Here is a 23,003-nt window from a genome sequence, read left to right as displayed (position 1 = left end):
CCGCCTCGGTACGGTGCCCGCAGGGCCCGCGCCGACGCGACGACCGAGGAGACGACATGACGGAGAATCCGCTGACGCTCCACGCACTGCTTGCCCTGGAGCACCGCGGTTGGGAGTCCCTCACCCGGCACGACGGAGGCCGCTTCTACGGCGCGCTGATGACGGCCGACGCGGTGATGATCCTCGTCAACGGCATGGTCCTGGACCGCGAAACCGTCGCCGCGACCCTCGACGACTCGCCCGCCTGGAGCGCCTTCACCCTCGAGGACGCACGCCTGGTGCCGACGGGGGAGGGCAGCGCGGCGCTGGTCTATCGGGCGACCGCCGCCCGTGACGGCGAGGAGGAGCCCTTCGTGGCCCTGATGTCGAGCCACTACACGCTGGTGGACGGCCGGCTGGCGCTCACGCTGTACCAGCAGACGACGGTGACGCATTGAGGAGCGCGGCGGGCAGCTGCTGCACCGACAAGAGCCTGCCGCCGTGCGCGACGAGGGAGACGGCGCGGGAGCCCGTCCCGTACTTTTCTGAACATTCGTGTGATGTCTGCGACTTCGGACGAAAGTCCTGGTCGTCTGTGGTCGTTGAATCGTAATCTTCGAGTGTCTCCGGTGGGGAGACGAGGGGGGACGGGCGGCTGCCGCTGACGCCCCGGTCCGTGCCGTGCACGGACATCGGTGACGATCACGAAGGATGGGCATGAACGCTCAGAACCCGACTCCGCCGCGCCCTGATGACGGCCATGGCTGGCCCTCGGCGCCGTCTTACGGCCAGGCCCCGAAGGACGGCCTGCACTTCCAGCCGGCCTCCGCGCGGCAGCAGCCGCAGCGACCCGTGCAGGCACCGGCCAAGAGCTTCCCTATCACCTGGGTGCTCTCGCTGTTGCTGGGCGCGTGGGGCGCGGACCGCTTCTACCTCGGCAAGTGGAAGACCGGCCTGCTGAAGCTCCTCACCTTCGGCGGGCTGTTCATCTGGTGGCTGGTCGACCTGGTGCTGCTGAGCATCGGGCAGGTCAAGGACGCCAAGGGCCGCCCTCTGCGCGAGTTCGACGCCATGAAGTGGCCCGCCCGCGCCATCTCCGCTGCGGTCACGCTTGGGTTCCTGGGCATGATGATCCTCGGCGCGACCGCCCCGACGCCCCCGCCCGCCGAGATCACCGCAGCTGAGCCCGCCGCTCTCGAAGAGGCCGCGGCCCCCACGGTGGAGCCCACCACGGCGGAGCCGACGACAGAGGCTCCCACCACCGAGGCCCCGACCACCGCGGCACCTGCGACCACGCCCGCCCCCACCCCGGAGCCCGTCGCCGCCGAGGGCACCGCTCTCGCCCAGCTCGCCGGCCTCGACGAGAAGGGCCGCGCCCCGAAGACGGACTACGACCGCGAGCTGTTCGGCTGGCGCGACGATATGGACCGCAACGGCTGCGACACCCGCAACGACATCCTGCGCCGCGACCTCACCGCGATCACCCTCAAGGGCGGGACGAACGGCTGCGTGGTCCAGCGCGGCACCCTCGACTCCCCGTACAGCGGCGACACCGTCGACTTCGACCGCGAGAACAGCACGGTGGACATCGATCACGTCGTCGCGCTCTCCGACGCCTGGCAGACCGGCGCCGCGAGCTGGGACGAGCAGACCCGCCGCGAGTTCGCCAACGACCCGTTGAACCTGCTCGCCGTCGAGTCCAGCCTGAACCGGCAGAAGGGCGACGGCGACGCCGCCACCCGGCTCCCGCCGCTCAAGGACTACCGCTGCGAGTACGTCGCCCGGCAGATCGCCGTGAAGGACAAGTACGACCTCTGGGTCAAGCCCGCCGAGGCCGACGCCATGGAGCGCGTGCTCAGCGACTGCGAGGGCTTCCTCGCGATCGAGGACGACGACCAGTGGCCCGCGGCCGGTGAGGGAGACGTCGTCGCGACCGAGGAGGAGCCCGCGCCGGAGCCTGAGCCTGAGCCGGCCCCCGAGCCCGAGCCTGCCCCGGAGCCCGAGCCCGAGCCCGAGCCGGCGCCGGCCCCCGCCCCGGTCTACGAGCCTGCCCCGAAGGAGGAGTCGAACGACAGCGGCTCCGGTGGCGGCAGCGCCTATTACAAGAACTGCGACGCCGCGCGCGCGGCCGGTGCGGCCCCCGTGCACGCCGGCGACCCCGGCTACAGCAGGAAGCTGGACCGCGACGGCGACGGGGTCGGCTGCGAGTGAGGCCGACGGCGCGGGCATGACCTGACTGGTCATGCCCGCGCTCCACGAGGGCGTCCCGCTCCTGCCCGCTGTACCCGCTGAGGGCGAGCGGTCGTCAGCGCCGCTGCAGCACCAGCACCGCGTCGAGGTGCTCGCCCGCCGAGCCGTCGGGGGCGATCGCGGCGCGCGGCCGCTCCGCGGCGAGCTCGACCTCCCACTCCTCGGCCGAGCCGCCGAGCTGTGCCGCCTCGTCCTGCACGGAGACCATCGTCGCCGGGTGGTCCTTCGCCCAGGAGGGCGGCGCGGCGTGGGAGACGGCGACCAGGCGCCCGCCGGAGCGCAGCGCAGTCATCGCACGGCGCAGGATCGCGATGCGGTCCAGCGCCACGTTCGACTGGAAGAAGCTCGCGGTGACCAGGTCAACCGATGCAGGCTCCGGTTCCCAGGCGTCGAGGTCGACGGCCTCGAAGCTCGCTCCGTCGAGGCCTCGCGCGGCGGCCTCGTCACGGGCACGGCCGACGGCGGTGGCGGAGATGTCGAGTCCGAGTGCGGTCCAACCCTGCTCGGCGAGCCACAGCACGTCTCCGCCCTCCCCGCAGCCGAGGTCGATCGCCGTGCCTGGTGACAGCTCGGCGACGACCGACGCCATGGTCGCGTTGACCTTCCCTGACCAGACCCGCTCGCTGCCGGAGTAGCGCTGCTCCCAGTACTCGGTGGGGGAGAGATCGGGGTCCGGCTCGGCGTGCGCGGGCGCGTGAGCGTGCGAGGCGTGATGGTGTGCGGTCATGGACTGAGCCTCGCAGACCCTGCCGAGGCGCGGAAGCGCTCTTGCCGGGGACGCCAGAGCGAGCCGGTCCCGCGTGCGGAGTGCGGAGCTCGGGGTAGATTGTCGCCACTTCCAGCGGCTCCGCCGCCGCAGGGACGACGGAGAGGACCCGATGACGAGCACGCGCCCGAGCCGCGCCGAGAAGGTCGACGCCGCGACCCCCGCCTCCCGCAACCGGGTCGTCGACTTCCTGCGCGCCGCCGCGATCACGGTGGTGGTCCTCGGGCACTGGACGATCATCGCCGTCGACCCCGACGGCGGGATCCTCCCGCACGGCGTTCTTGATGGCGCGCGGTGGACCCACCCGCTGACCTGGCTGTTCCAGGTCATGCCGATCTTCTTCCTCGTCGGCGGGTACTCCAACGGGCTCTCCTGGCGCTCCGCGAGGCGCAAGGAGATCGGCTACGCCGAGTGGCTGCGCACGAGGCTCCGACGCCTGGGCATCCCGCTGATCCCGCTGCTGCTCGCCTGGCTCGCGATCGGGGTGGTCGCGGTCGCGCTCGGCGCCCCGCATGCGACGGTGCAGCTGGCCTCCCAGATGGCGCTGATCCCCACCTGGTTCCTCGCCGCGTACTTGATGGTGATCCTCGTGGGCCCGCCGTGCCTCTGGCTGTGGGAGCGATTCGGGTGGTGGTCCATCGTGGGAGGCATCGCGCTCGCCGGGATCGTCGACGCGATCAGCATCGCCGCCGACCAGCCGCTGCTCGGCTACCCGAACTATCTCCTCGTCTGGGCGGCGTTCCACCAGGTCGGCTACGCCTGGCTCGACGGCCGACTCTCGGGCATCGGCCGACGGATGCTGCTGGCTGCGATCGGTCTGGTCGGTCTGCTGCTGCTCGTGCTGGTGGGCCCGTATCCGGTCTCGATGATCACCGCCGGGGGAGACGCGATCTCCAACTCGAGCCCCACGCGCGTGACGATGGCGTTCCTCGGCATGCTCCAGGCCGGGCTCGTGCTCTCCCTCGAGAAGCCGCTCGAGGCGCTGCTGCGCCGGCCGAGGCTGTGGTTCGTCACCGTGCTCGTGAACCAGCGGATCATGACCTGGTTCCTGTGGCACCTCACCGTCATGGTGGGCCTCGCCCATCTGCTCCTCGCACTCGACGCCCGGGCGCTGCTGCCCGAGCCGCTGACGGGGCTGTGGTGGGCGACGCGGCCGCTGTGGGCGCTCGTGCTGCTCGCCCTGACCGGCGTAGTCGTACTCGTGATGGGGCGCTTCGAGGATCCGCGCGGCGACGACCGTCCCGCACCGCCGGTGTGGAAGCCGATCGCCGCGGCGGTGTGCGTCATCGCGGGGCTCGCGGTGATGGCGTCAGTGGGCGTGGTGGGGGAGAGCGGTGTGACGTGGTGGTGGCCGCTGCTGCCGGTGGCGGGGCTTTGGGGGTTTGGGGTGGTGCCGGTCGCTCGTCGTCGCGACCTTTAAGACCCGGCCGGTTGGACGCGCCTACGCCACCGCCCGGGCTTCCATGAAGAGATCCGCAGGCATCGTCCGGTCCAGCCGCCACACGATCTGCATCGGCCGTGACCCCGTCGCCTGCTGGAACTGGGCCGTGCCGAGGCAGGTGTAGGGCTCGGTGCCGATGTCGCCGGTCTTCGTGCGCCGCACGAAGAGGACGACGCTGGAGCCGCGCGTTGCGTGGTTGATGTATCGCTGCCCCGTGGGGCTCTCCACGTTTGTCGTGCTCTGGGACTCCCAGTGGAAGAGCTGCTGATTGATGGCGTAGTCGCGGTACATGGTGGTGGGGGAGTAGTCCGCTTCGGACTTCTTGAGCGTCACCAGTAGCGCGTCCACGTTCATGCCGGGGAGCCACTTCACGCCTTCGCGGATCGAGCCTGGAGCGCCGGCGTCCAGGGTGCCAAGCCCCAATCCGGCCAGGAGCTCCTCGCGGGAGTACCTCGCATGCGATCGCAGCGGGGAGTCCGCGACTGAACCAGTCAGTGCTTCCGGGCGGACTCGAGAAGACTGCTCCTGGAACGCGAGCAGGTGGAGTAGCTCCTCGATTACCGACGCGTGTGACCGTAGCTCGTCGAGGCCGGTACGAATGCTCCGCTCCCCGTTGGGCCAGAAGGAGTTCACCAGCATCGAGGCGTGCAGATCCTTTTCAATCCCGGCGGGGAGAGTTGGCGCGGTGAGAAGCTGGCGGTACGCCTGGATCCGGTCAGGATCGTCGACGTGCGTCAACGTCCCCACGCGGCGCAGGAGGGCGTCGTCCGTGTCTGAGAGCGGCCCTCCCCGGTCGGCGGGGAAGGCCCAGTCCACGAGAGTGGACCAGCTCGCCGAACGCTTCTGACTGTTCAAACTGCGCGTCCCCGGACCGTAGATGTCAGCGAGAGACCGCTCTGCCGCGTGCAGGTAAGAGCCCAAGTCATAGTCCCTCGGGGTGGCGTCGGCCGGCTTGTGCTGACGGACGTCCGCCACCAAATCGCGCGTGGAAAGCTTGAGCTGCTTCTTCACGTTCGAGAGCACAATGTCCTGCGCAACGCGGTCGAAGACGATCTGCGTTCCGGGAGGGAGGAACGGGAACCCCTCGCGAATGCTGCGCTCGAGCCGGTTCCGCGAGAGACCAGTGAGCGCTCGGTACTTCAGGTCGAAGCGGAAGTTCGTGTGCTGGAGCCCGACGAAATCGAGCACGGTGAGTACAGCCTTGTTGTCCGCACGCCGGAGGCCACGCCCGAGCTGCTGGAGGAAGATCGTCGCGGACTGCGTCGGGCGCAGCATCAGGACCGTGTCGATCATCGGGATATCGAGGCCCTCATTGAAGAGGTCGACAGCGAACAGACACACGATCTCGCCGCGCCGCAGCTTTGCGAGGCCCTCCTGCCGCTCATCGGACCCGGAGGCGCCGCTGAGCGCCAGCGAGGGGAGCCCGGCGCGACGGAACACCTCGGCCATGTAACGAGCGTGCTCGACGCTGACGCAGAAGCCGAGCGCGCGCATTCGGCTCGGATCAGTGACCTTGTCTCGCAGGGCCTGCAGGACCTTGGAGGCTCGAGCATCGTTGCCGGTGTACAAGCTGTTCAGCTGGTCAGTGTTGTACGCACCGCGGGTGAATCGCAGCCCGCTGAGGTCCACCCCGTCGGCGATCCCGAAGTAGTGGAAAGGCACAAGCAGGTCGGCGCTGAGCGCGTCCCACAGCCGCAGCTCGCTCGCCACGCGACCGCCGAAGAACTCCTGAGCCACGTCCACCCCGTCGGCCCTCTCGGGTGTCGCGGTGAGCCCAAGGAGTTCCCTGGGGGTGAAGTAATCGAGGACCTTGCGGTACGTCGCCGCCTCGGCATGATGGAACTCGTCGATGACGATGATGTCGAAGTGATCGCGCGCCCATCGCTCGAGCTCGCCGGCCTGCTGCAACGACTGGATCGAGGCGAAGACATGCCGCCGCCGGATGGGCTTCCGCCCGTCGACGAACAGCTCCCCGAACGCGCCGTCCTTCAGAACGTCGCGGTAGGTCCTCAGGGACTGCTCGAGGATCTCCTTGCGGTGCGCGACAAAGAGGATGGTCGGTTGGTCGGCGTCCGACGTCCGCAAGCGCTTGTAGTCGAGCGCTGCAACCACGGTCTTGCCCGTGCCTGTTGCTGCGACAAGCAGGTTGCGGTGTCGATCGTGCACCTCCCGCTCGGCGGCGAGGTCATCCAGCATCTCTGTTTGATGCGGGTATGGACGCACGTCGAGATGGCTGATCGACAGGTCTGTCGCGGAGGCGCGGCCGCTGTTCTTCGCGAGGAGTGCATCGAGGAATTCGGCGTCAGTGTCTGGGTTGTACGGCGCAAACGCCGCGTCGTCCCAGTAGGTCTCGAAGGTCGACTCAAACTTGTCGACCAGGGTCGGAGTCGCGAGGTGCGAGAGACGGACGTTCCATTCCAGTCCGTCGACGAGCGCTGCCCGGCTCATGTTCGAGCTGCCCACATACGCGGTGGTGTAACCGCTGGACCGATGGAACATCCACGCCTTCGCGTGGAGATGGGTGGACTGCGCGTCGTAGTTCACCCGCACTTCGGCGTTCAGAGAGCGCACGAAGTAGTCCAGCGCCTTCCGGTCCGTGGCACCGATATACGTGGTAGTCAGAACCCGGATGGGCACTCCGCGCTCAGCCGCCTCGCGCAAAGCTGATTCCAGCACCCGGATCCCGCTCCACTGCACAAACGCGCACAGCAGGTCAATTCGATCCGCGCTCGCCATCTCGAGGCGCAGTTCCGAGCCGAGCTGCGGATCCATTCGCGAGTTCGTGAAGAGCGCGACGTCGCTGAGTGGCGTTGATGGGCGGGGCAGGAGCGGTGTCTCCGGTGGCGTCACCGAGGTAAGGAAACGCGGTCCAGGAGACACTTCGGGATCCGGGGCAGAGGAGGGCAGCGCAGAGAGGAGGCGGTTCGCGAGGGCGATGCGTTCCTCACGGGGTGCAGTCTTCAACGCCTGCTCGACGGTCCGTGCGATGTGCTGAGTGAGGACGTGCGCGACATCTGCGTCGTCGACGTCTTCCGTCGGGGTGAGGAAGCCCTGCTCTTCGGTCGACTGGACCGCCTTGGTGAGGCCCGTGGTGAGGAGAAGTTCGTAGAGGCCGGGGTCCAGGGCCTGCTGCGCCTCCATCACTCCGCCTCGGGCTCGCGGCGAAGTGAGGCGAGCCGGTCTGGCAAACCGTCAAGGAGTGGAACGTCGCCAGGCGCCCACTGCAGCGAGGACAGCCCCGTGAGGGGCACCCACTGCATCGCGTCGTGGTCGCTGCTGGCGGTGGGATCCTCGCCTGTGAACTGCGCGGCGTAGCAGGAGAGCTCGATGCGCGCAGTGCCGACTTCGCTCAGGCTCCGGTCGACGAACGGGCCGACGGCGACGTCGACGCCCAACTCCTCCTGGAGCTCGCGGCGCAGCGCGTCCTCGGCGGTCTCTCCCGCTTCGATCTTCCCGCCGGGGAATTCCCATAGCCCACCAGCACTGCGCTCGGCGTTGCGTCGGGCGGCGAAGACCGCACCGTCTCGTTCGATGATGGCGCCGACGACTCGGATGACTGGACTCTCCACCGCGAATGCTCCTCTGTCTGGGCCGACACCGTCGATCGTACGAAGAGTCGGTGACAGGCGCAGCGAAAGCCGGAGGACGTATGGGTGCCTATGTGGCGAGAGTGAGCTCTCGCTTCGCCCGGACCCCCAACCCCCACGCCCCCACCAGCGCCACGACGATCCCGTTCAGCGGCGCGATCCCGATGCCGTACTCGTTCGACACCCACGCCACCACGCAGCCGAGCACGTACGGCACGAGCGCCTGCCAGCGCACCTTCTCGGTGAGCGTGGACAGCGCCGGCTGCCCGCCGCGCCACCTCGCGATCCAGTCGCCGATCAGCACTCCGCCCACCGGCGGGATGAGGATGCCGATGAGGCTGAGGTAGCCCACGATGTGCCCCTCGACGCCGAGCAGCGCGAGCACGGTGCCGATCGCGACGCCGCCGATGATGAAGGGGCCCTTGCGCCGCGCGTTGGCGAGCTCGGCCCCGGCGACGCCGAAGGCGTAGGCGGCATCCGCGTTGGACTTCCACAGGTTCCCGAACAGGAAGAACAGGCCCCAGCCGATCATGCCCATGCCCAGCAGGAGGGTGGTGAAGTCGCCTTCGCCGAAGGCGAGGGCGGAGACGGCGCCGAAGAACACCATCAGCCCGTTGCCGATCACGAAGCCGAGCCCGCAGGCGAGCACGGCGTCGCGGCCGCGCTTCGCGAACCGGGTCCAGTTCGCGGCCTGCGTGCCGGCGGAGGCGAAGGTGCCCACCACGGTCGTCACGGCCGCGGCCCAGGTCATGGAGGTGGTGGGCGCGATGTCGAACAGCCCCCGCCAACCGCCCACCTCGCCGAGCGCGAGGGCGGTGATCCAGAAGGCGAGCACCAGGATCAGCGGGGTGGAGATCAGCGAGACCCAGTACATGCCCTCGTAGCCGTACAGCGCCGTGAACATCATCAGCGCGGAGACACCGATCATCACCAGTGCCGGCGCCCAGGCGCTCTGCCAGCCGAAGGCCAGCGCGGTCATCTGCCCGATCGAGCCGACCGCCACCCCGTACCAGCCGATCTGCGTGCCGCCCAGCAGCACCGAGACCAGCTTCGACCCGGCGGTGCCGAAGGTGTAGCGGGACATGACCACGGTGGTCAGCCCCGTGCGGGCACCCAGGAAGCCGATCGCGGCGACGTACGCGCCGAGCACCAGCGAACCCACCAGCAGCACCGCCAGGAACTCGCTGAAGCGGAAGGCCGCCCCGATCGAGGCGCCGGCCATGAGCGTCGGCGCGAAAACGGTGAACCCGATCAGCACCACCGAGATCGAGACGACGCCGCGCCGCGCCGAGGCGGGGACCGGGGTGACCGGGTAGTCGGGGTCGACGGGCTCCGTGCCCGCCTCCTCGCGCAGCTCGGCCGCGGTCACCGGCTGGCGCCGTCGATGTCGGAGCCCTCGGCGCCGGCAGCGCCCGCGCCGTCGGCCGACGTGCTGAGCTCGCCCGTCTCCACGCCGATGTCCTCGCTCCAGATCTCGGGCCGCTCGGCGATCATCCGCTCCATCAGCGCGATGCAGTTCGGGTCGTCGAGCACGTCCACGACCACGCCCCGCTCGCGCAGCAGGTCCTCGGCCATCTCGAAGGTGCGGTTCTCGCCCACCACGATCCGCGGGATCTCGTACAGCAGCGCGGTGCCGGAGCACATGATGCACGGCGACAGGGTCGTGTACAGCACCGACTCCCGGTACACGCTCGCGCGCAGACGCCCGGCCTTTTCGATCGTGTCGGTCTCGCCGTGGAGGATCGCGGAGTCCTTCTGCACGCGCTGGTTGTGACCGGCGGCGAGCACCTGCCCGTCGTGGACCAGCACCGCGCCGATCGGCACCCCGCCCTCGTCCCAGCTCTTCTGCGCCTGCTCGATCGCGAGGGAGAGGAAGCGACGATCGTCATCGGCGGTGGGGGTCCAGGTCATGGCGGAGTGCTCCTGCGGGGTGGGGGGAGGGGTCGCAGGAGATCGTAGAGCCGATCCGCCCGACGCCGCGTGCCCCGCGCCGGCGGCGAGACCCGGTGCGGACTCGCCCTGACCTGCGCCGTCTCCGATTCGGTCGGAACCTGTCCGAATCGTCCCTTGAGACGAACGGCGCCCCGTGGTGGGCTATGGCGCATGACCCACTTCACACGACGACGTGTCATCGGTGCCATGACGGCCCTCCCCCTCCTCACCCTCCCCGCCGCGGCCCACGCCGTGGGCAAGGGCCCCGAATGGGGCGGCAACGGAAACATCACCACCGCCCACCTCTCCACCTACGACGACGTCGCGGCGTTCCTCCACAAGCAGGCCGACAAGCAGCCGGCGATGAGGCTGGACGTCATCGGGCAGTCGGTGAAGGGCCGCGACCTCTACCTCGCCTCGTGGATCGGCGACCCCGCGAACCCCACGATCCTCTTCCTCACCCAGCAGCACGGCAACGAGCAGCTCACCACCGAGGGAGCGCTCGAGTTCATCAAGCACCTCGGCACCGGCCGCAACCGCGATGTGCTCGACGGCGTCAACGTCCTCGTCGTCCCGATGCTCAACCCCGACGGCGCGATGGGCGACGTCGACTTCTCCCTCGACGGCTACATCGCCCACGGCGACCGCCACCTCACCCGCTACAACGCCCGCGAAGTCGATCTCAACCGCGACCACGTCGACCGGCTCCAGCCCGAGACCCAGGCGCTGCACGAGAACGTGCTGGGCGCCTACGACATCGACTACATGATCGACCTCCACCACCAGGGCGCCTACAGCGCGATCGGCGAGGACTGGGTCTCCGGCTCGATCCTGTACCCCACCGCCCCGAACGCCTCCGCCGAGCTCGTCGAGCGCTCCAAGCAGCTCGGCGCCGTCGTGTACGACGCGGTCGACTCGACCGGCTGGGGGCTGATCGGCAAGTACAACGGCGGCTCCGCCGAGACCATCAGTCGCAACGGCCTCGCCGTCGAGTACGACATCGCCACGCTCCTGTTCGAGATGCGCGGCATGGCCGACCACTCCGGCGAGAGCTACGTGCTCGGTGCCCGCAGCAGCGGCTACCTCATCCGGCAGACGGTCATCACCCTCGAGGAGACGACCCGCGCGATCGCCGACGGGTCCATCCAGGCCGCCGACACCTCCTTCTGGGACACCCTCCCCACCCAGGGGCGGTACGACCCCGACGAGTGAGGGCGGCGGCGCAGGCCGCGGCCGAGGGGGACCCTCACTGCATGTACGCCTCCGCCAGCAGCTCCGCCGACCGCAGCCGCTGCTCCACCCTCGGGCCCTGGTGGGCGATGATCAGCTCGTCGGCGCCGGTGGCATCGGCGAACTCGGCGACCTGGTCCCGCACCACGTCCGGCGTGCCGACGGCGCTGTAGGTCGCCATCTGGTGCAGGTGCTGGGCCTGGGGCGCGGCGAGCAGCTCGTCGGCCTGCTCGTCGGTGTACTCCGTGCCCGGGCGCAGCAGCAGCGCCACCCGGCCGCGCATCATCTCGTGCTGCTGGCGCTCGGCGTCGGCCCGATCGTCGGCGGCGATCACGTTGAAGCCGGCGATGACGTGGGGCTTCTCGAGCTGCTCGGAGGGCTGGAACTCGCGGCGATACAGCGCGATCGCCTCGTGGAGGGCGCCGGGGGAGAAGTGCGAGGCGAAGGCATAGGGCAGCCCGAGCGCGGCGGCGAGACCCGCGCCGAACAGCGAGGAGCCGAGGATGAACAGCGGGACGTCGGTGCCCTTGCCCGGGTAGGCGTCCACGCCCGGGATCCGCGACCGGCCCTGCAGGTAGCCCTGCAGCTCCATGACGTCCTCGGGGAAGGAGTCGGCGGAGGAGCCGCTGCGGCGCAGCGCGCGCATCGTGTTCTGGTCGGTGCCCGGCGCACGGCCGAGGCCCAGGTCGATCCGGCCCGGGTGGAGCGTCTCGAGGGTGCCGTACTGCTCGGCGATCACGAGCGGGGAGTGGTTGGGAAGCATGACGCCGCCCGCGCCGAGCCGGATGGTGCTGGTGTGCGCGGCGACGTGGGCGATCAGCACCGAGGTCGCAGAGGACGCGATCGACGCCATGTTGTGGTGCTCGGCGTACCAGACCCGCCTGTACCCGGCCTCCTCCGCCTTTCGGGCCAGGGCGACCGTGCCCTCGAGCGCGTCCGCCGGGGTCTGGTCGCGCGCGGCGGTCGCGAGGTCGAGGATCGAGAGCGGGACGGTCATGGGGGCACCTTTCGTCGAGTGAGGGTGCCGTGCCGGCTCGCCCGGCACCCACGGGATCAACGCCTCACGTGCCGTTCCTCTTCCCGTGCTCCCGGGAGCAGCGGGGGGCTCCCGCCGCGGACCTCCCCTGAGACCCCATGTCACGAGAAGGTCACGGGCCCCTCCTGGTCTTCACCCCCGGGCCCGGGAGCCACAGGATGGCCGCATCCCGCTGCAGGCGCACGGGACATGACCACTCTCCCCGAGTCCCAGGAGCTGCCATGTCCTACGTCCAGCCCGCCGACCTGGTGGACCGGCTCACCGCCGCCGGCGCCGCGAAGGCCTCCTACTCCACTGGCGCCACGATCCTCCGGGCGATCATGGGCGGCGCGATCCTGGCGCTGGCCGCCGCGTTCGCCGTCACCGTCTCCACCCAGACCGGCCAGCCGCTGCTCGGCGCGCTGCTCTTCCCCGTCGGCTTCATCATGCTGTACCTGATGGGCTTCGACCTGCTCACCGGGGTGTTCACCCTGGTGCCCCTCGCTTGGCTCGCCCGCCGAGACGGCGTCACCCTCCCCGCGATGCTGCGCAACTGGGGCCTGGTGTTCCTGGGCAACCTGATCGGCGCCGTCGCCGTCGCGGTGCTCATGGCCATCTACTTCACCTACGGCTTCGCCACCGAGCCCAGCGCCGTGGGCGAGGCGATCTCCGAGATCGGCCACGGCCGCACCGTCGGCTACGCCGAGTACGGCGCCGCCGGGATGCTCACCCTGTTCGTGCGCGGCGTGCTGTGCAACTGGATGGTCTCCACCGGCGTGGTCGGCGCGTTCATGTCCGACAGCATGCTCGGGAAGATCGCCTGCATGTGGATGCCGGTGATGCTCTTCTTCTACATGGGCTTCGAGCACTCCATCGTGAACATGTTCCTGTTCCCCTCGGGCCTCCTGCTCGGCGCGGACTTCACCCTCATGGACTACCTGATCTGGAACGAGATCCCCACCGTGATCGGCAACCTCGTGGGCGGCCTGACCTTCGTGGGCCTGCCGCTCTACCTCGCCCACCGCCGCCGCAGCACCCCGACGACCGACGCCGCGGCGCTCCCCGCCGAGTCCGCCTCGACCGCGACCGCGCCCGCAGTCCCGACCGACCTCCCGGCGGCGTCGCCCGCCGACCCGTCGGCCGTCGGACCCACCGAGACCGCCGACCTGGTGGGGGCGACCCGATGAGCGCCCGCATCGTCGTGATCGGCGCCGGCATGGCGGCGCACCGCCTGGTCGACTCCCTGGTGACCCGCGCGGAGGACCGTCTGGAGATCACCGTCCTCGGCGACGAGGCCCGCCGCCCCTACGACCGGGTGGGCCTGACCCGCTTCTTCGACGGGGAGAGCCCCGAGGATCTCGCGCTCCCGGCCACGATCTTCGCCGACCCCCGCGTCACCCTCCACGACGACGACGCGGCCACCGCGATCGACACCGGCGCCCGCACCGTCACCACCGCCTCCGGCACCGTCCACGCCTACGACCACCTGGTCCTCGCGACCGGCTCGGTCGCCGCCCGGCCCCCCGTCGAGGGCGCGGAGCTGCCCGGCAGCTTCGTCTACCGCACCCTGGCGGACGTCGAGGACCTGCGCCGCCACGTCCAGGAGCGGGCCGCGGCCCTGGACCGCCCCGTGCGCGGAGTCGTCGTCGGCGGTGGACTGCTCGGCCTCGAGGCCGCCGGCGCCCTGCAGGGCATGGACGCCGAGGCGACCGTGCTCCAGTCCAGCGACCGGCTCATGTCCGCGCAGCTGGACCTGCCCGCCGGGGCGGTGCTGCGCCGCCTCATCGAGGCCCGCGGCATCGCCGTGCGCACCGAGGCCCGTACCACCGCGCTCCGCCCCGGTCCCGACGGAGCGGTCGAGTCCGTCCTCCTCCGGGACGGCGACGAGGTGCCCGCCGACCTCGTCGTCCTCACCGTCGGCGTGCGCCCCCGCGACGAGCTCGCCCGCGCGGCGGGCCTTTCCTGCGAGGAGCGCGGCGGGGTGCGGATCGACGCGGCCTGCACCACCTCCGACCCCCGCATCCACGCGATCGGCGAGGTCGCCGCCTTCGACGGGCAGTGCGTGGGCCTGGTCGCCCCCGGATACGCCATGGCCGAGGTGGTCTGCGACCGGATCCTCGGCGGGGACGCGACCTTCGACGGCTACGACCTCTCCACCAAGCTCAAGCTCTCCGGAGTGGACGTCGCCTCCTTCGGCGACGCCTTCGCCACCACCCCCGGCGCCCTCGACGTCGTCTACACCGACCCCGTCTCCGGCGTGCACAAGAAGCTCGTCCTCTCCGACGACGCGAAGACCCTGCTCGGCGGGATGCTCGTGGGCGACGCCTCCGCCTACGGCTCCCTGCGCCCCCTCGTGGGCGGAGCGCTCGGCGCCGACCCGGCCGTGCACCTCCTGCCCGCCGGCGCCGGCTCCGCCCCCACCCCCGAGCTGCCGGATGAGGCGATCGTCTGCTCCTGCTCCTCCGTGAGCGCCGGGACGATCCGCCACGCCGTGCGCGAGCAGGGCTGCACCGATGCCGCCGAGGTCACCGCCTGCACCAAGGCCGGCGCCACCTGCGGCTCCTGCACCGTCATGGTGAAATCCCTGGTCACAGGCGAGCTCGCGAAGCTCGGCAAGGCCGTCTCCACGGGACTGTGCGAGCACTTCGACCTCTCTCGACGCCAGCTCTTCGACGCCGTGCACGTCTCGGGCCTCGACACCTTCAGCGCCGTCATCGAGCGGTTCGGCCGCGGCCGCGGCTGCGACGTGTGCAAGCCCGTCCTCGCCAGCATTCTCGCCGTCCTCGTCCCCGAGGGCCACGTGCTCGAGGGCGAGAACGCGACGCTGCAGGACACCAACGACCACGTCATGGCGAACCTGCAGAAGGACGGCACCTACTCCGTCGTCCCCCGCATGCCCGGCGGGGAGGTCACCCCGGAGGGCCTGATCACGGTGGGGGAGGTGGCCCGCGACTTCGGGCTGTACACCAAGATCACCGGCGGGCAGCGCGTGGACATGTTCGGCGCCCGCCTCGAGCAGCTGCCCCTGATCTGGCAGCGCCTGGTCGACGCAGGCTTCGAGTCCGGCCACGCCTACGGCAAGTCGTTGCGCACCGTGAAGTCCTGCGTCGGCTCCGCCTGGTGCCGCTACGGCGTGCAGGACTCGACCTCCATGGCGGTGCGGTTCGAGCTGCGATACCGGGGCCTGCGTGCCCCGCACAAGTTCAAGCTCGGCGTCTCCGGCTGCGCCCGCGAGTGCGCCGAGGCGCGCGGGAAGGACGCGGGCATCATCGCCACCGCCCAGGGCTGGAACCTGTACGTCGGCGGGAACGGCGGTGCGACCCCGCGCCACGCCGAGCTGCTCGCCGAGGGCCTGGACGACGACACCCTGATCCGCACGCTGGACCGGTACTTCATGTACTACCTCCGCACCGCGGACAAGCTGCAGCGCACCGCGCCCTGGGTCGAGGCCCTCGACGGCGGGATCGACTCCCTGCGCGCGGTGATCATGGAGGACTCCCTGGGGCTGGCCGCGGACCTCGACGCCGCCATGGCCCGCCACGTCTCGGCCTACCGCGACGAATGGGCCGAGACCCTCGCCGATCCCGCGAAGCTCGCCCGCTTCCGCTCCTTCGTCAACGCCCCCACCACCCCCGACCCCGGCCTCGCCCATGTCCCCGAGCGCGGCCAGCTCCGCCCCGCCCGGCCCGAGGAGCGCAGCGACGCCCGCGTCCTGATCGCCGGCACGACCCTGGAGGTACGACGATGAGCACCGCCCTCACCACCCCCGCCCTCGCCCCGCAGCTCGCCGCGAACTGGGAGCGGCTGTGCCCGCTGGCCGACCTCGAGGTGGAGCGCGGACGCGCCGCCCTCCTCGGCGAGGAGCAGGTCGCCCTGTTCCTGCTGCCCGGCGGGGACGTGCGCGCCGTGGACAACCACGACCCCTACTCGGGCGCGAACGTCATCTCCCGCGGCATCGTCGGCTCCCGCGGCGGCCGCCCCACCGTCGCCTCCCCGATGTACAAGCAGGTCTTCGACCTGCGCTCCGGCACCTGCGTGGACACCCGCGGGAAGGCCGTGGAGCGGCTGCGCGTCTGGCCCGTGCGGATCCTCGAGGGCCAGCTGTACGTGCTGCGCGGGGGCGCCCGGTGACCGGCGCGCCGGGTCGCGTCGCCCTGGTCGGCGGCGGGCCCGGTCCGCTGGACCTGCTCACCGTGCGCGCCCTGCGCCTGCTGCGCGCGGCCGACGTGGTGATCGCCGACCGGCTCGGCCCCGCCGCCGAGATCCGCGCGGAGCTGCGTCCCGACGCGCTGCTGGTCGACGTGGGCAAGCGCCCCGGCCATCACCCCGTCCCGCAGGAGCGGATCAGCGCGCTCCTGGTCGAGCACGCCCTGGCCGGACGCACGGTCGTGCGGCTCAAGGGCGGCGACCCCTTCGTGCTCGGCCGCGGCGGGGAGGAGGTGCTCGCCTGCCGGGCGGCGGGGATCGAGGTCGAGGTGGTCCCCGGGATCTCCAGTTCCCTCGCCGTGCCCCAGGCCGCCGGGATCCCCGTCACCCATCGCGGCACCTCGGCAGGCGTGCACGTGGTCAGCGGTCACGACGCCGCCGGGCCGCACGGCCCGTCCCCGGCGACCCTCGCCGCGCTCGCCGACGACAGCATCACCACCGTGGTGCTGATGGGGGTGCGGACCCTGCCCGCCCTCGTCGCCGCCGCCCGCGCCCACGGCGTGCCGGGGGAGCGGCCCGTCGCGATCGTCGAGAACGGGCATACCCCGCTCCAGCGCACCACCCTCACCACCCTCGAGCGCGCCGTGCGCGCGGCGGAGGAGGCGCAGGTGCGCAGCCCGGCCGTGATCGTGATCGGCGAGGTCGCGAGGCCCGACCTGCTCGGAGAGGCGCCGTCGGCGCTCGCGGCGGGGATCGTCGCGGGCGCGCCGGCCGGCTCCTCGGCCGCGGCCCTCTCCCCATCGGGGGCGCCCGCCGGTGCGTCGGCCCGGATCGCCGGACCGCACGTCGCGGGGCGCGGGGCGTGAGCACCCCCGCCCGGCTCTCCTCCGCGCTCGCCGGCCGCTGTCTCGTGCTGGCCCTCGACCGCCGAGCCGACGAGCTCGCCGCGGCGCTGACCCGCCACGGCGCGGAGATCCGCCACGCCCCCGCCATGAGCATGATCCCGCACGTCGACGACCCGCTGCTGCTGGCCCGTACCGCCGAGCTCATCGCGCACCCGCCCCAGCTGCTGGTCGCCACCACCGGTGTGGGCGTGCGCGGCTGGTTCGAGGCCGCCGACGCCGCCGGCATCGCCCCCGCCCTGCGCACCGCGCTCGCCGGCACCCGCGTCCTCGCCCGCGGCCCCAAGGCCCGCGGCGCCGCCCAGGGCGCCGGCCTCGACGTCGACTGGGTCGCCGCCGACGGCACCTCCGCCGAGATCATCGACCACCTCGCCGGCCACGACCTGCGCGGCCTCCGCGCCGCCGTGCAGCACCACGGCTCCGGGGCCGACGGCCTCGACGAGGCGCTCGAGCGAGCCGGCGCGGAGGTGACGGCCCTGACCGTCTACCGGTGGGGGCCGCCGCGCGACCCCGCGGCCGTGCACCGCTCCGTGCTCGACGCCGCCGCCGGCGAGGTGGACGCGGTGCTGTTCACCGCCGCGCCCGGCACCGAGAACTGGCTGGTCGCCGCCGAACGGGCCGGCGCCCTGCCCGGCATCGCCGGCCAGGCCCGCGCCGGACGGCTGCTGATGGCGGCCGTCGGCCCCCTCACCGCGGGTCCGCTCGAGGCGCGCGGCATCCCCGCGCTGCTGCCCGCGCGCAGCCGGATGGGCGCGCTCGTGCGCGCCGTGGTCCAGCACTTCGATCCCGCCCCCGCCGACGCCCACCAGCCCGCCGCCCCTCGGAGCCGCCGGCCCGCCCCTCACCAGGAGGACGCCCCATGACCACCCTGGTCGCCTGCTCCCACGGCACCCGCTCCCCGGCCGGCCGCACCGTGATCGCCCGGATCCGTGCCGCGCTCGCCGTCGCCGTGCCGGACGCCGCGGTGCGGGAGGCCTACGTCGACGTCGAGCAGCCCGAGGTCGCGGAGGTCGTCGCCGACGCCGCGTCGCGCGGACCCGTGGTGGTGCTGCCGCTGCTGCTCTCGACCGGCTTCCACACCTCCGTCGACATCGCCGCCGCGGTCGCCCCGCATCCCGGCGCCGTGGCCGCCGAGCCCCTCGGCCCCGACGGGCACCTGGTGCGGGCCCTGCGCGACCGACTGGCGGCCGTGAGCGGCGGCGATGCCGGGCACCGACCAGGCGATCACGTGGTGCTCGCCGCCGCCGGCTCCACCGACCCGGCGGCCGCTCGCGCCGTGGAGCGGATGCGGGACCTGCTCTCCGCGCGCCTGCCCGCTCCCGTCACGACCGGTTACGGCGCCGGCTGCGCGCCCGGTCTCCCGGAGGCCGTGGCCGCGGCCCGCGCGGCCGGGGCGCGCCGCGTGATCGCCGCGAGCTACGTCCTCGCTCCCGGGCACTTCGCGGGTCTCGTCCACCGGGCCGGCGCGGACCTCGTCTCCGCCCCGCTCGGCGACCACCCAGAGGTGATCGCCGTGGCCGCCCAGCGCTGTCGGGAGGCTCGCGCCGCCCTCGCGCTGGCGGTGGGCTGAGGCCGCGGTCCGTGAGCGCCCACGAACGCGGCGCGCGAGGGCGCCTGCCGGTCTGGAAGACTCCTCTCCCGAGCGCCGCCCATCGAGGGGCGGCCCGGAGAACGCGAGGTCGACGATGTCCATGCAGCACCGCACCCCTGCCCGCCTCGGCCGCCCGCTGTCCGTGATCGGCCAGGGCTGCTGGCAGATCGGCGCGGACTGGGGCGAGGTCGGCGACGACGCCGCCCAGGAGGTGCTCGGCGCCGCCCTCGAGGCCGGGGTGACCTTCTTCGACACGGCCGACGTCTACGGCGACGGCCGCAGCGAACGGCTCGTCGGCGCGATGCGCGCCCGCGTCGCCGCCGACGCCACCGCCGCCGAGGGCCTCCCGTTCCTCGCCACCAAGGCGTCCCGACGCGCGGACCCCTTCGCGCCGGAGTCCTTCACCGAGGAGGCGCTGCGGGACTGGGTGGAGCGGTCGCGGCAGAACCTCGCCATGGACACCCTGGACCTGGTGCAGCTGCACTGCCCGCCGCCGGCGATCTACCGCGACGACCGGGTGTTCGAGGTGCTCGACGCGCTGGTCGAGGAGGGGCGGATCGCCGCGTGGGGCGTCAGCGTCGAGACCTGCGAAGAGGCGCTGATCAGCCTCGAGCGCGAGCACCTCGCCTCGCTCCAGATCATCCTCAACCCCTTCCGCCTCAGGCCCCTGGACGAGGTGCTGCCCCTCGCGCGGGCCAAGGGCGTGGCGGTCATCGCCCGGGTCCCGCTGGCCTCCGGGCTGCTCACGGGCAAGTTCTCCGCGACGAGCGAGTTCGCCGAGAACGATCACCGCCGCTTCAACCGACACGGGGAGGCGTTCGACCAGGGCGAGACCTTCTCCGGCGTCGACTACGCGACGGGCCTGGAGGCCGTCGCCCGGCTCGAGCAGGCGCTCGACGGGGAGATGGCGCTGCCCGAGGCGAGCCTGCGCTGGATCCTCGCGCAGCCCGGGGTCACCACCGTCATCCCCGGCGCGAGCAGCGGCGAGCAGGCCCGGGCGAACGCCGCCGCGGGCTCCGCGACCTCGACCGCGGAGCAGGACGTCCTGGCCCGGTTCGACGCGGCGGTGCACGAGACGTACGACGCCCTGCTGCGGGACAGCATCCATCCGCGATGGTGACCCCGCCGACCCCGAGCACCACGCCCCCGCCGACGACGGCGGGCGGACCCCGGAGCTAGAGCACCTTCGCCGCTGCGACGACGAGCTGGACAGCCCCGGTTCCTCGCACCTGGCCGACGGCGCGGTGACCTGCGGCGGCCCTCAGGCCTTCGCGTCGGCCGCGTCGTCGGCGGTCACGTCGTGCTCGGCATCGCGAAGCAGGTGCTCGCCGCCGACAGGGCTGGAGATCCAGTCCTCGACGCGCCAGCCCGCCGCCGGGTCCCCCACCAGGGTGACCAGGCCCGTGTTGTACAGCGGCCGCTCGGACAGCGAGGCGGCGCCGAGCCCGCCGGCGACCGAGGCGAACACGCGGATCGCGGCGCCGTGGCTGACCACGACGACGGTCGCGTCCTCGGCGTGCTGATCCGCGATGCGCCGCAGCGCCCGAGTCCAGCGGTCCCAGAACTCTCGGCCGGTCTCGCCGCCGGGCAGCCCGCCCTCGAGCTCGCCCGCGCTCCAGCGCTGGTGGTTGTCCTGATAGGCGTCGACGGCCTCCGCGTCCTGCCGGCCCTGGTGGATCCCGGCGCGGATCTCCTCGATCCCCTCGGTCAGGCGCGGGCTGAGCCCGCGCGAGGCGGCGAGCGGGGCCGCGGTCTCGTGGGTGCGCAGCAGGCGGGAGACGTGGATGGCGGCGATGTCCTCGTGCGCGAGCGCGGCGGGGACCGCACGGGCCTGGGTGTGGCCGAGCGTGGTCAGCCCCGGCCCGGGATAGGCGGCGTCGAGGATCCCCTCGACGTTGGAGGGCGTCTGGCCGTGGCGGAGAAGGAGGAGGCGCATGCTCAGCACCGTACGAGATCCGTCGTGAGCGTGCACGGGCGCGGTCTCGGCGGCGTTGTAGGTTCTCGCCCAACTTGGCCAGTTCTCACTTACTTGGCCAGTGCGTGTCAGATTTCTCGCCGACCTGTCTGACGGGCACGATGGAGGTGTGGGCGGACGCGAGGTGTTCCTCCGGTACTGCACCGTCGCCGGCGACGAGGTCGCGACGACGTGGGAGCAAGCACGTGCCGATCTGATCGTCGAGGGACTACCCGTGCGAGTGCCGCCGACCTACCGGGGCCAACGCAGCTACCCAGGATTGTTCTGGGCCGCGACCAATGATCGAACTCTGGTCTACGAGAGCTTGCTCGAGCTGGATCGACTGTGGTTGGCGGACTTCGATCCGGCAGTGACCAGAATCTGTACCCAGCCGTTCCAAGTCACCGGCCTCGACGGTACGGACGCACGTTTGCACGTGCCCGATGTGCTGCTGATCGATGACGACGGCACGGCGACCGTCGTCGACGTGAAGCCCGCTGCGCTCGTCGAGAAGCCACGGGTTCGTGCCCAGTTCGAATGGACGCGTCGGCTCTGTCGCGACAAGGGCTGGCGTTACGAGGTCTTCACCGGCAGCGACCCCATCCTGCTGCGCAACATCAAGCTCCTTGCCCTCGGCCGCCGGCCCGGACGACTGCCCGACGAGTACCTACCAGAAGTACGGGCAAGATTGGACGAGCCCGAAACCACGTTGGGCAATATCCTTGCCCGCAGGCCCGTGACTGGAGATGAAAGTCTGTGGCACGCGGCAGTCTTCGCGCTCGCCTGGTCTGGTGAGGTCACGATCGACCTCCGCCATCCCGTGAACGCCGAGACGATCCTCCAACGCACCGCCGAGGTGATGGCGTGAGCGCGGAGTGGGCGTGCCCGCAAGTCGTTGACGGTTGATCAAGCTGCTTCGGCCTGATCGGTGTGTTCTTCGGTCTCGGCCTGGTCGTGGTCGATGGCGTTCTCGAACGCGACCGGGCTGGTGTAGTCGAGGCTGGAGTGCAGCCGGCGACGGTTGTAGACGATCTCGATCCAGCGAGCGACCTCGCGGCGGGCTTCGGCCCGGGTCGGCTAGGAGCGACGGTCGTAGAACTCGGTCTTCAGCGTGGCCCAGAACGATTCGGCCATCGCGTTGTCCCAGCACACCCCGGTCCGGCCCATGGACTGCAGGACCTCCAGCTCCTCGCAGGTCTCAAACAGCATCTGCGAGGTGTACTGGACTCCGCGGTCGGCGTGGAACACGAGGCCCTCGGGCACGGTGCCGCGCAGGGTGTGGGCCATGCGTAGCGCCCGATCCACGAGGCTGGCGTCCTGGCACTCGTCCATCGCCCGCCCCAGCACGCGCCGGGAGTGGCCGTCACGGACGGCGGCCAGGTAGAGCCATCCCTCACCGGTGCGCAGGTAGGTGATGTCGCTGGTCCAGATCGCATCGAGGCGTCCCTGGTCCCAGCGTCGCTGGGCGTGATCGGCGAAGCCTCGGGCGGCGGGATCCTGGATCGTGGTCACTGGGGTGAACCGGCGCGGGCTGGTGCCTTCAAGGCCCTGCCGACGCATCGAGGCGGCGACCGTCTTGCGGTCGAGGACCACGCCCTGATCAGCGAGCTTGCGAGCGATCCGCGGGCCCCGTAGACCTCGTCGGAAGCACGGAAGGCCTCGCGCACGGCCTGGTCGATCTCTGCCCGGCGCCGCGCTCGTGGGCCCGGGCCCGTCTGTCGCTGCTTGCGCCAGGCGTAGTAGCCCTGACGCGTCACTCTGAGCAACCTGGCCATGCGGGTGACCTCATAGTTCGCCTTCTGCGCGTCCATCAGCTCGAACCGTTCCGTCCGGGTGGCTTCGACGCGAAGAAGGCTGCTGCTTTTCCCAGGAACTCATTGTCCCGCTCCAGGTCATGGACCCGTCGCCGCAGTTTCTTCAACTCCTCCCGCTCCCCGGCGGCCAAGGGCGTATCCGTCCCCGGCAGCGGGTCGCGGCGCTCGCGTTCCTGCCGGACCCAGCGGCCCAGCAGCTGCGCACCCATGCCGATCTCCTCGGCCACGTGCGCGATCTGACGATCCGTATCCAGCACCAGAGCCGCGGCCTCTCGGCGGTACTCCGGCGTGTATTTCTTCCGCTTTCCCATGACGACAACGGTCAAGTCCCCGGAAGTGGTGTAGCGATCCTTCGGCGATAGGGATCAGGCTGTCAGCGCGGGAAGTGCATCGGTG

General features: G+C 71.5%; 19 protein-coding genes and 1 pseudogene. 12 read left to right on the top strand and 8 right to left on the bottom strand.

All coding sequences use genetic code 11. The features are described from left to right. The first annotated feature begins 56 nt into the window (after positions 1-56). Positions 57-437, top strand: coding sequence for a nuclear transport factor 2 family protein (locus L3K22_RS09870; protein ID WP_263311239.1), 381 nt, complete (start codon positions 57-59; stop codon positions 435-437). A 259-nt stretch (positions 438-696) separates the two neighbouring features. Next, entirely contained in the window at positions 697-2,190 is a 1,494-nt protein-coding gene (locus L3K22_RS09865) for a GmrSD restriction endonuclease domain-containing protein (protein WP_263311238.1), read from the top strand. 94 nt (positions 2,191-2,284) lie between these two features. Here L3K22_RS09865 and L3K22_RS09860 read toward each other — a convergent pair whose 3' ends face one another. After that, positions 2,285-2,956, bottom strand: a complete 672-nt coding sequence (locus L3K22_RS09860; protein WP_263311237.1) for a class I SAM-dependent methyltransferase — start codon at positions 2,954-2,956, stop codon at positions 2,285-2,287. Between the two features lie 151 nt (positions 2,957-3,107). Here L3K22_RS09860 and L3K22_RS09855 point away from each other — a divergent pair, with 151 nt between their 5' ends. After that, the gene (locus tag L3K22_RS09855) at positions 3,108-4,415 is read left to right on the top strand and encodes an acyltransferase family protein (protein ID WP_263311236.1); all 1,308 of its coding nucleotides are present in this window, start codon (positions 3,108-3,110) and stop codon (positions 4,413-4,415) included. Between the two features lie 21 nt (positions 4,416-4,436). Here the strand turns inward: L3K22_RS09855 and L3K22_RS09850 are convergent, their stop codons facing one another. The 4 genes from L3K22_RS09850 to L3K22_RS09835 form a co-directional block, all read right to left on the bottom strand. Beyond that, positions 4,437-7,577: a DEAD/DEAH box helicase gene (locus L3K22_RS09850; RefSeq protein ID WP_263311235.1), complete on the bottom strand. Its 3,141-nt coding sequence runs from the start codon at positions 7,575-7,577 to the stop codon at positions 4,437-4,439. Further along, the gene (locus tag L3K22_RS09845; protein ID WP_263311234.1) at positions 7,577-8,005 is read right to left on the bottom strand and encodes a (deoxy)nucleoside triphosphate pyrophosphohydrolase; all 429 of its coding nucleotides are present in this window, start codon (positions 8,003-8,005) and stop codon (positions 7,577-7,579) included. The genes L3K22_RS09850 and L3K22_RS09845 overlap by 1 nt, the downstream gene beginning before the upstream one ends. A gap of 88 nt (positions 8,006-8,093) precedes the next feature. Beyond that, positions 8,094-9,392, bottom strand: coding sequence for a cytosine permease (gene codB / locus L3K22_RS09840; RefSeq protein WP_263311233.1), 1,299 nt, complete (start codon positions 9,390-9,392; stop codon positions 8,094-8,096). Continuing rightward, the gene (locus L3K22_RS09835; RefSeq protein WP_263311232.1) at positions 9,389-9,934 is read right to left on the bottom strand and encodes a nucleoside deaminase; all 546 of its coding nucleotides are present in this window, start codon (positions 9,932-9,934) and stop codon (positions 9,389-9,391) included. Before L3K22_RS09835 ends, codB begins: the two co-directional genes overlap by 4 nt. 228 nt (positions 9,935-10,162) lie before the next feature. Between L3K22_RS09835 and L3K22_RS09830 the strand changes: the two genes are divergently transcribed. Next, positions 10,163-11,167: a M14 family zinc carboxypeptidase gene (locus L3K22_RS09830; RefSeq protein WP_263311231.1), complete on the top strand. Its 1,005-nt coding sequence runs from the start codon at positions 10,163-10,165 to the stop codon at positions 11,165-11,167. Between the two features lie 34 nt (positions 11,168-11,201). On the opposite strand, the gene L3K22_RS09825 is transcribed toward L3K22_RS09830, so the two are convergent. Continuing rightward, positions 11,202-12,182, bottom strand: coding sequence for an LLM class flavin-dependent oxidoreductase (locus L3K22_RS09825; RefSeq protein WP_263311230.1), 981 nt, complete (start codon positions 12,180-12,182; stop codon positions 11,202-11,204). A gap of 260 nt (positions 12,183-12,442) precedes the next feature. On the opposite strand from L3K22_RS09825, the gene L3K22_RS09820 reads away from it, so the two are divergent. The 7 genes from L3K22_RS09820 to L3K22_RS09790 all read left to right on the top strand — a co-directional run bounded on the left by L3K22_RS09820 (position 12,443) and on the right by L3K22_RS09790 (position 19,959). Continuing rightward, entirely contained in the window at positions 12,443-13,387 is a 945-nt protein-coding gene (locus L3K22_RS09820) for a formate/nitrite transporter family protein (protein ID WP_263311229.1), read from the top strand. Then, positions 13,384-15,948, top strand: coding sequence for a nitrite reductase large subunit NirB (gene nirB, locus L3K22_RS09815; RefSeq protein WP_263311228.1), 2,565 nt, complete (start codon positions 13,384-13,386; stop codon positions 15,946-15,948). The genes L3K22_RS09820 and nirB overlap by 4 nt, the downstream gene beginning before the upstream one ends. Further along, entirely contained in the window at positions 15,945-16,331 is a 387-nt protein-coding gene (gene nirD / locus L3K22_RS09810) for a nitrite reductase small subunit NirD (RefSeq protein ID WP_263311227.1), read from the top strand. Before nirB ends, nirD begins: the two co-directional genes overlap by 4 nt. Then, positions 16,328-17,212, top strand: coding sequence for a uroporphyrinogen-III C-methyltransferase (gene cobA, locus L3K22_RS09805; protein WP_263311226.1), 885 nt, complete (start codon positions 16,328-16,330; stop codon positions 17,210-17,212). The genes nirD and cobA overlap by 4 nt, the downstream gene beginning before the upstream one ends. Further along, the gene (locus L3K22_RS09800; protein WP_263311225.1) at positions 17,209-18,111 is read left to right on the top strand and encodes a uroporphyrinogen-III synthase; all 903 of its coding nucleotides are present in this window, start codon (positions 17,209-17,211) and stop codon (positions 18,109-18,111) included. Before cobA ends, L3K22_RS09800 begins: the two co-directional genes overlap by 4 nt. Beyond that, positions 18,108-18,818 (top strand): sirohydrochlorin chelatase, encoded by a 711-nt coding sequence (locus tag L3K22_RS09795; RefSeq protein WP_263311224.1) that lies wholly within the window; start codon positions 18,108-18,110, stop codon positions 18,816-18,818. The genes L3K22_RS09800 and L3K22_RS09795 overlap by 4 nt, the downstream gene beginning before the upstream one ends. A gap of 121 nt (positions 18,819-18,939) precedes the next feature. Continuing rightward, positions 18,940-19,959, top strand: coding sequence for an aldo/keto reductase (locus L3K22_RS09790; RefSeq protein ID WP_263311278.1), 1,020 nt, complete (start codon positions 18,940-18,942; stop codon positions 19,957-19,959). 141 nt (positions 19,960-20,100) lie between these two features. On the opposite strand, the gene L3K22_RS09785 is transcribed toward L3K22_RS09790, so the two are convergent. Continuing rightward, the gene (locus L3K22_RS09785; RefSeq protein ID WP_263311223.1) at positions 20,101-20,775 is read right to left on the bottom strand and encodes a histidine phosphatase family protein; all 675 of its coding nucleotides are present in this window, start codon (positions 20,773-20,775) and stop codon (positions 20,101-20,103) included. A 148-nt stretch (positions 20,776-20,923) separates the two neighbouring features. Between L3K22_RS09785 and L3K22_RS09780 the strand changes: the two genes are divergently transcribed. Continuing rightward, a complete protein-coding gene (locus L3K22_RS09780; protein ID WP_263311222.1) occupies positions 20,924-21,661 on the top strand; it encodes a TnsA-like heteromeric transposase endonuclease subunit in 738 nt (245 codons plus the stop codon). A gap of 38 nt (positions 21,662-21,699) precedes the next feature. Here the strand turns inward: L3K22_RS09780 and L3K22_RS09775 are convergent. Continuing rightward, positions 21,700-22,918: pseudogene (locus tag L3K22_RS09775) on the bottom strand (IS3 family transposase). Positions 22,919-23,003: the final 85 nt, after the last annotated feature.

This window comes from Brachybacterium atlanticum (genome assembly GCF_025669985.1).
In the GTDB taxonomy this organism is placed as follows: Bacteria; Actinomycetota; Actinomycetes; order Actinomycetales; family Dermabacteraceae; genus Brachybacterium; species Brachybacterium conglomeratum.
Note: the sequence above shows the minus strand (reverse complement) of the source record. Positions and strands in the feature narration are given on the sequence as shown.

Coding starts and splice junctions, on each gene's coding strand:
- L3K22_RS09870 (WP_263311239.1), top strand. CDS start 57: ATGACGGAGAATCCGCTGACGCTCCACGCACTGCTTGCCCTGGAGCAC.
- L3K22_RS09865 (WP_263311238.1), top strand. CDS start 697: ATGAACGCTCAGAACCCGACTCCGCCGCGCCCTGATGACGGCCATGGC.
- L3K22_RS09860 (WP_263311237.1), bottom strand. CDS start 2,956: ATGACCGCACACCATCACGCCTCGCACGCTCACGCGCCCGCGCACGCC.
- L3K22_RS09855 (WP_263311236.1), top strand. CDS start 3,108: ATGACGAGCACGCGCCCGAGCCGCGCCGAGAAGGTCGACGCCGCGACC.
- L3K22_RS09850 (WP_263311235.1), bottom strand. CDS start 7,577: ATGGAGGCGCAGCAGGCCCTGGACCCCGGCCTCTACGAACTTCTCCTC.
- L3K22_RS09835 (WP_263311232.1), bottom strand. CDS start 9,934: ATGACCTGGACCCCCACCGCCGATGACGATCGTCGCTTCCTCTCCCTC.
- L3K22_RS09830 (WP_263311231.1), top strand. CDS start 10,163: ATGACGGCCCTCCCCCTCCTCACCCTCCCCGCCGCGGCCCACGCCGTG.
- L3K22_RS09825 (WP_263311230.1), bottom strand. CDS start 12,182: ATGACCGTCCCGCTCTCGATCCTCGACCTCGCGACCGCCGCGCGCGAC.
- L3K22_RS09820 (WP_263311229.1), top strand. CDS start 12,443: ATGTCCTACGTCCAGCCCGCCGACCTGGTGGACCGGCTCACCGCCGCC.
- nirB (WP_263311228.1), top strand. CDS start 13,384: ATGAGCGCCCGCATCGTCGTGATCGGCGCCGGCATGGCGGCGCACCGC.
- nirD (WP_263311227.1), top strand. CDS start 15,945: ATGAGCACCGCCCTCACCACCCCCGCCCTCGCCCCGCAGCTCGCCGCG.
- L3K22_RS09795 (WP_263311224.1), top strand. CDS start 18,108: ATGACCACCCTGGTCGCCTGCTCCCACGGCACCCGCTCCCCGGCCGGC.
- L3K22_RS09790 (WP_263311278.1), top strand. CDS start 18,940: ATGCAGCACCGCACCCCTGCCCGCCTCGGCCGCCCGCTGTCCGTGATC.
- L3K22_RS09785 (WP_263311223.1), bottom strand. CDS start 20,775: ATGCGCCTCCTCCTTCTCCGCCACGGCCAGACGCCCTCCAACGTCGAG.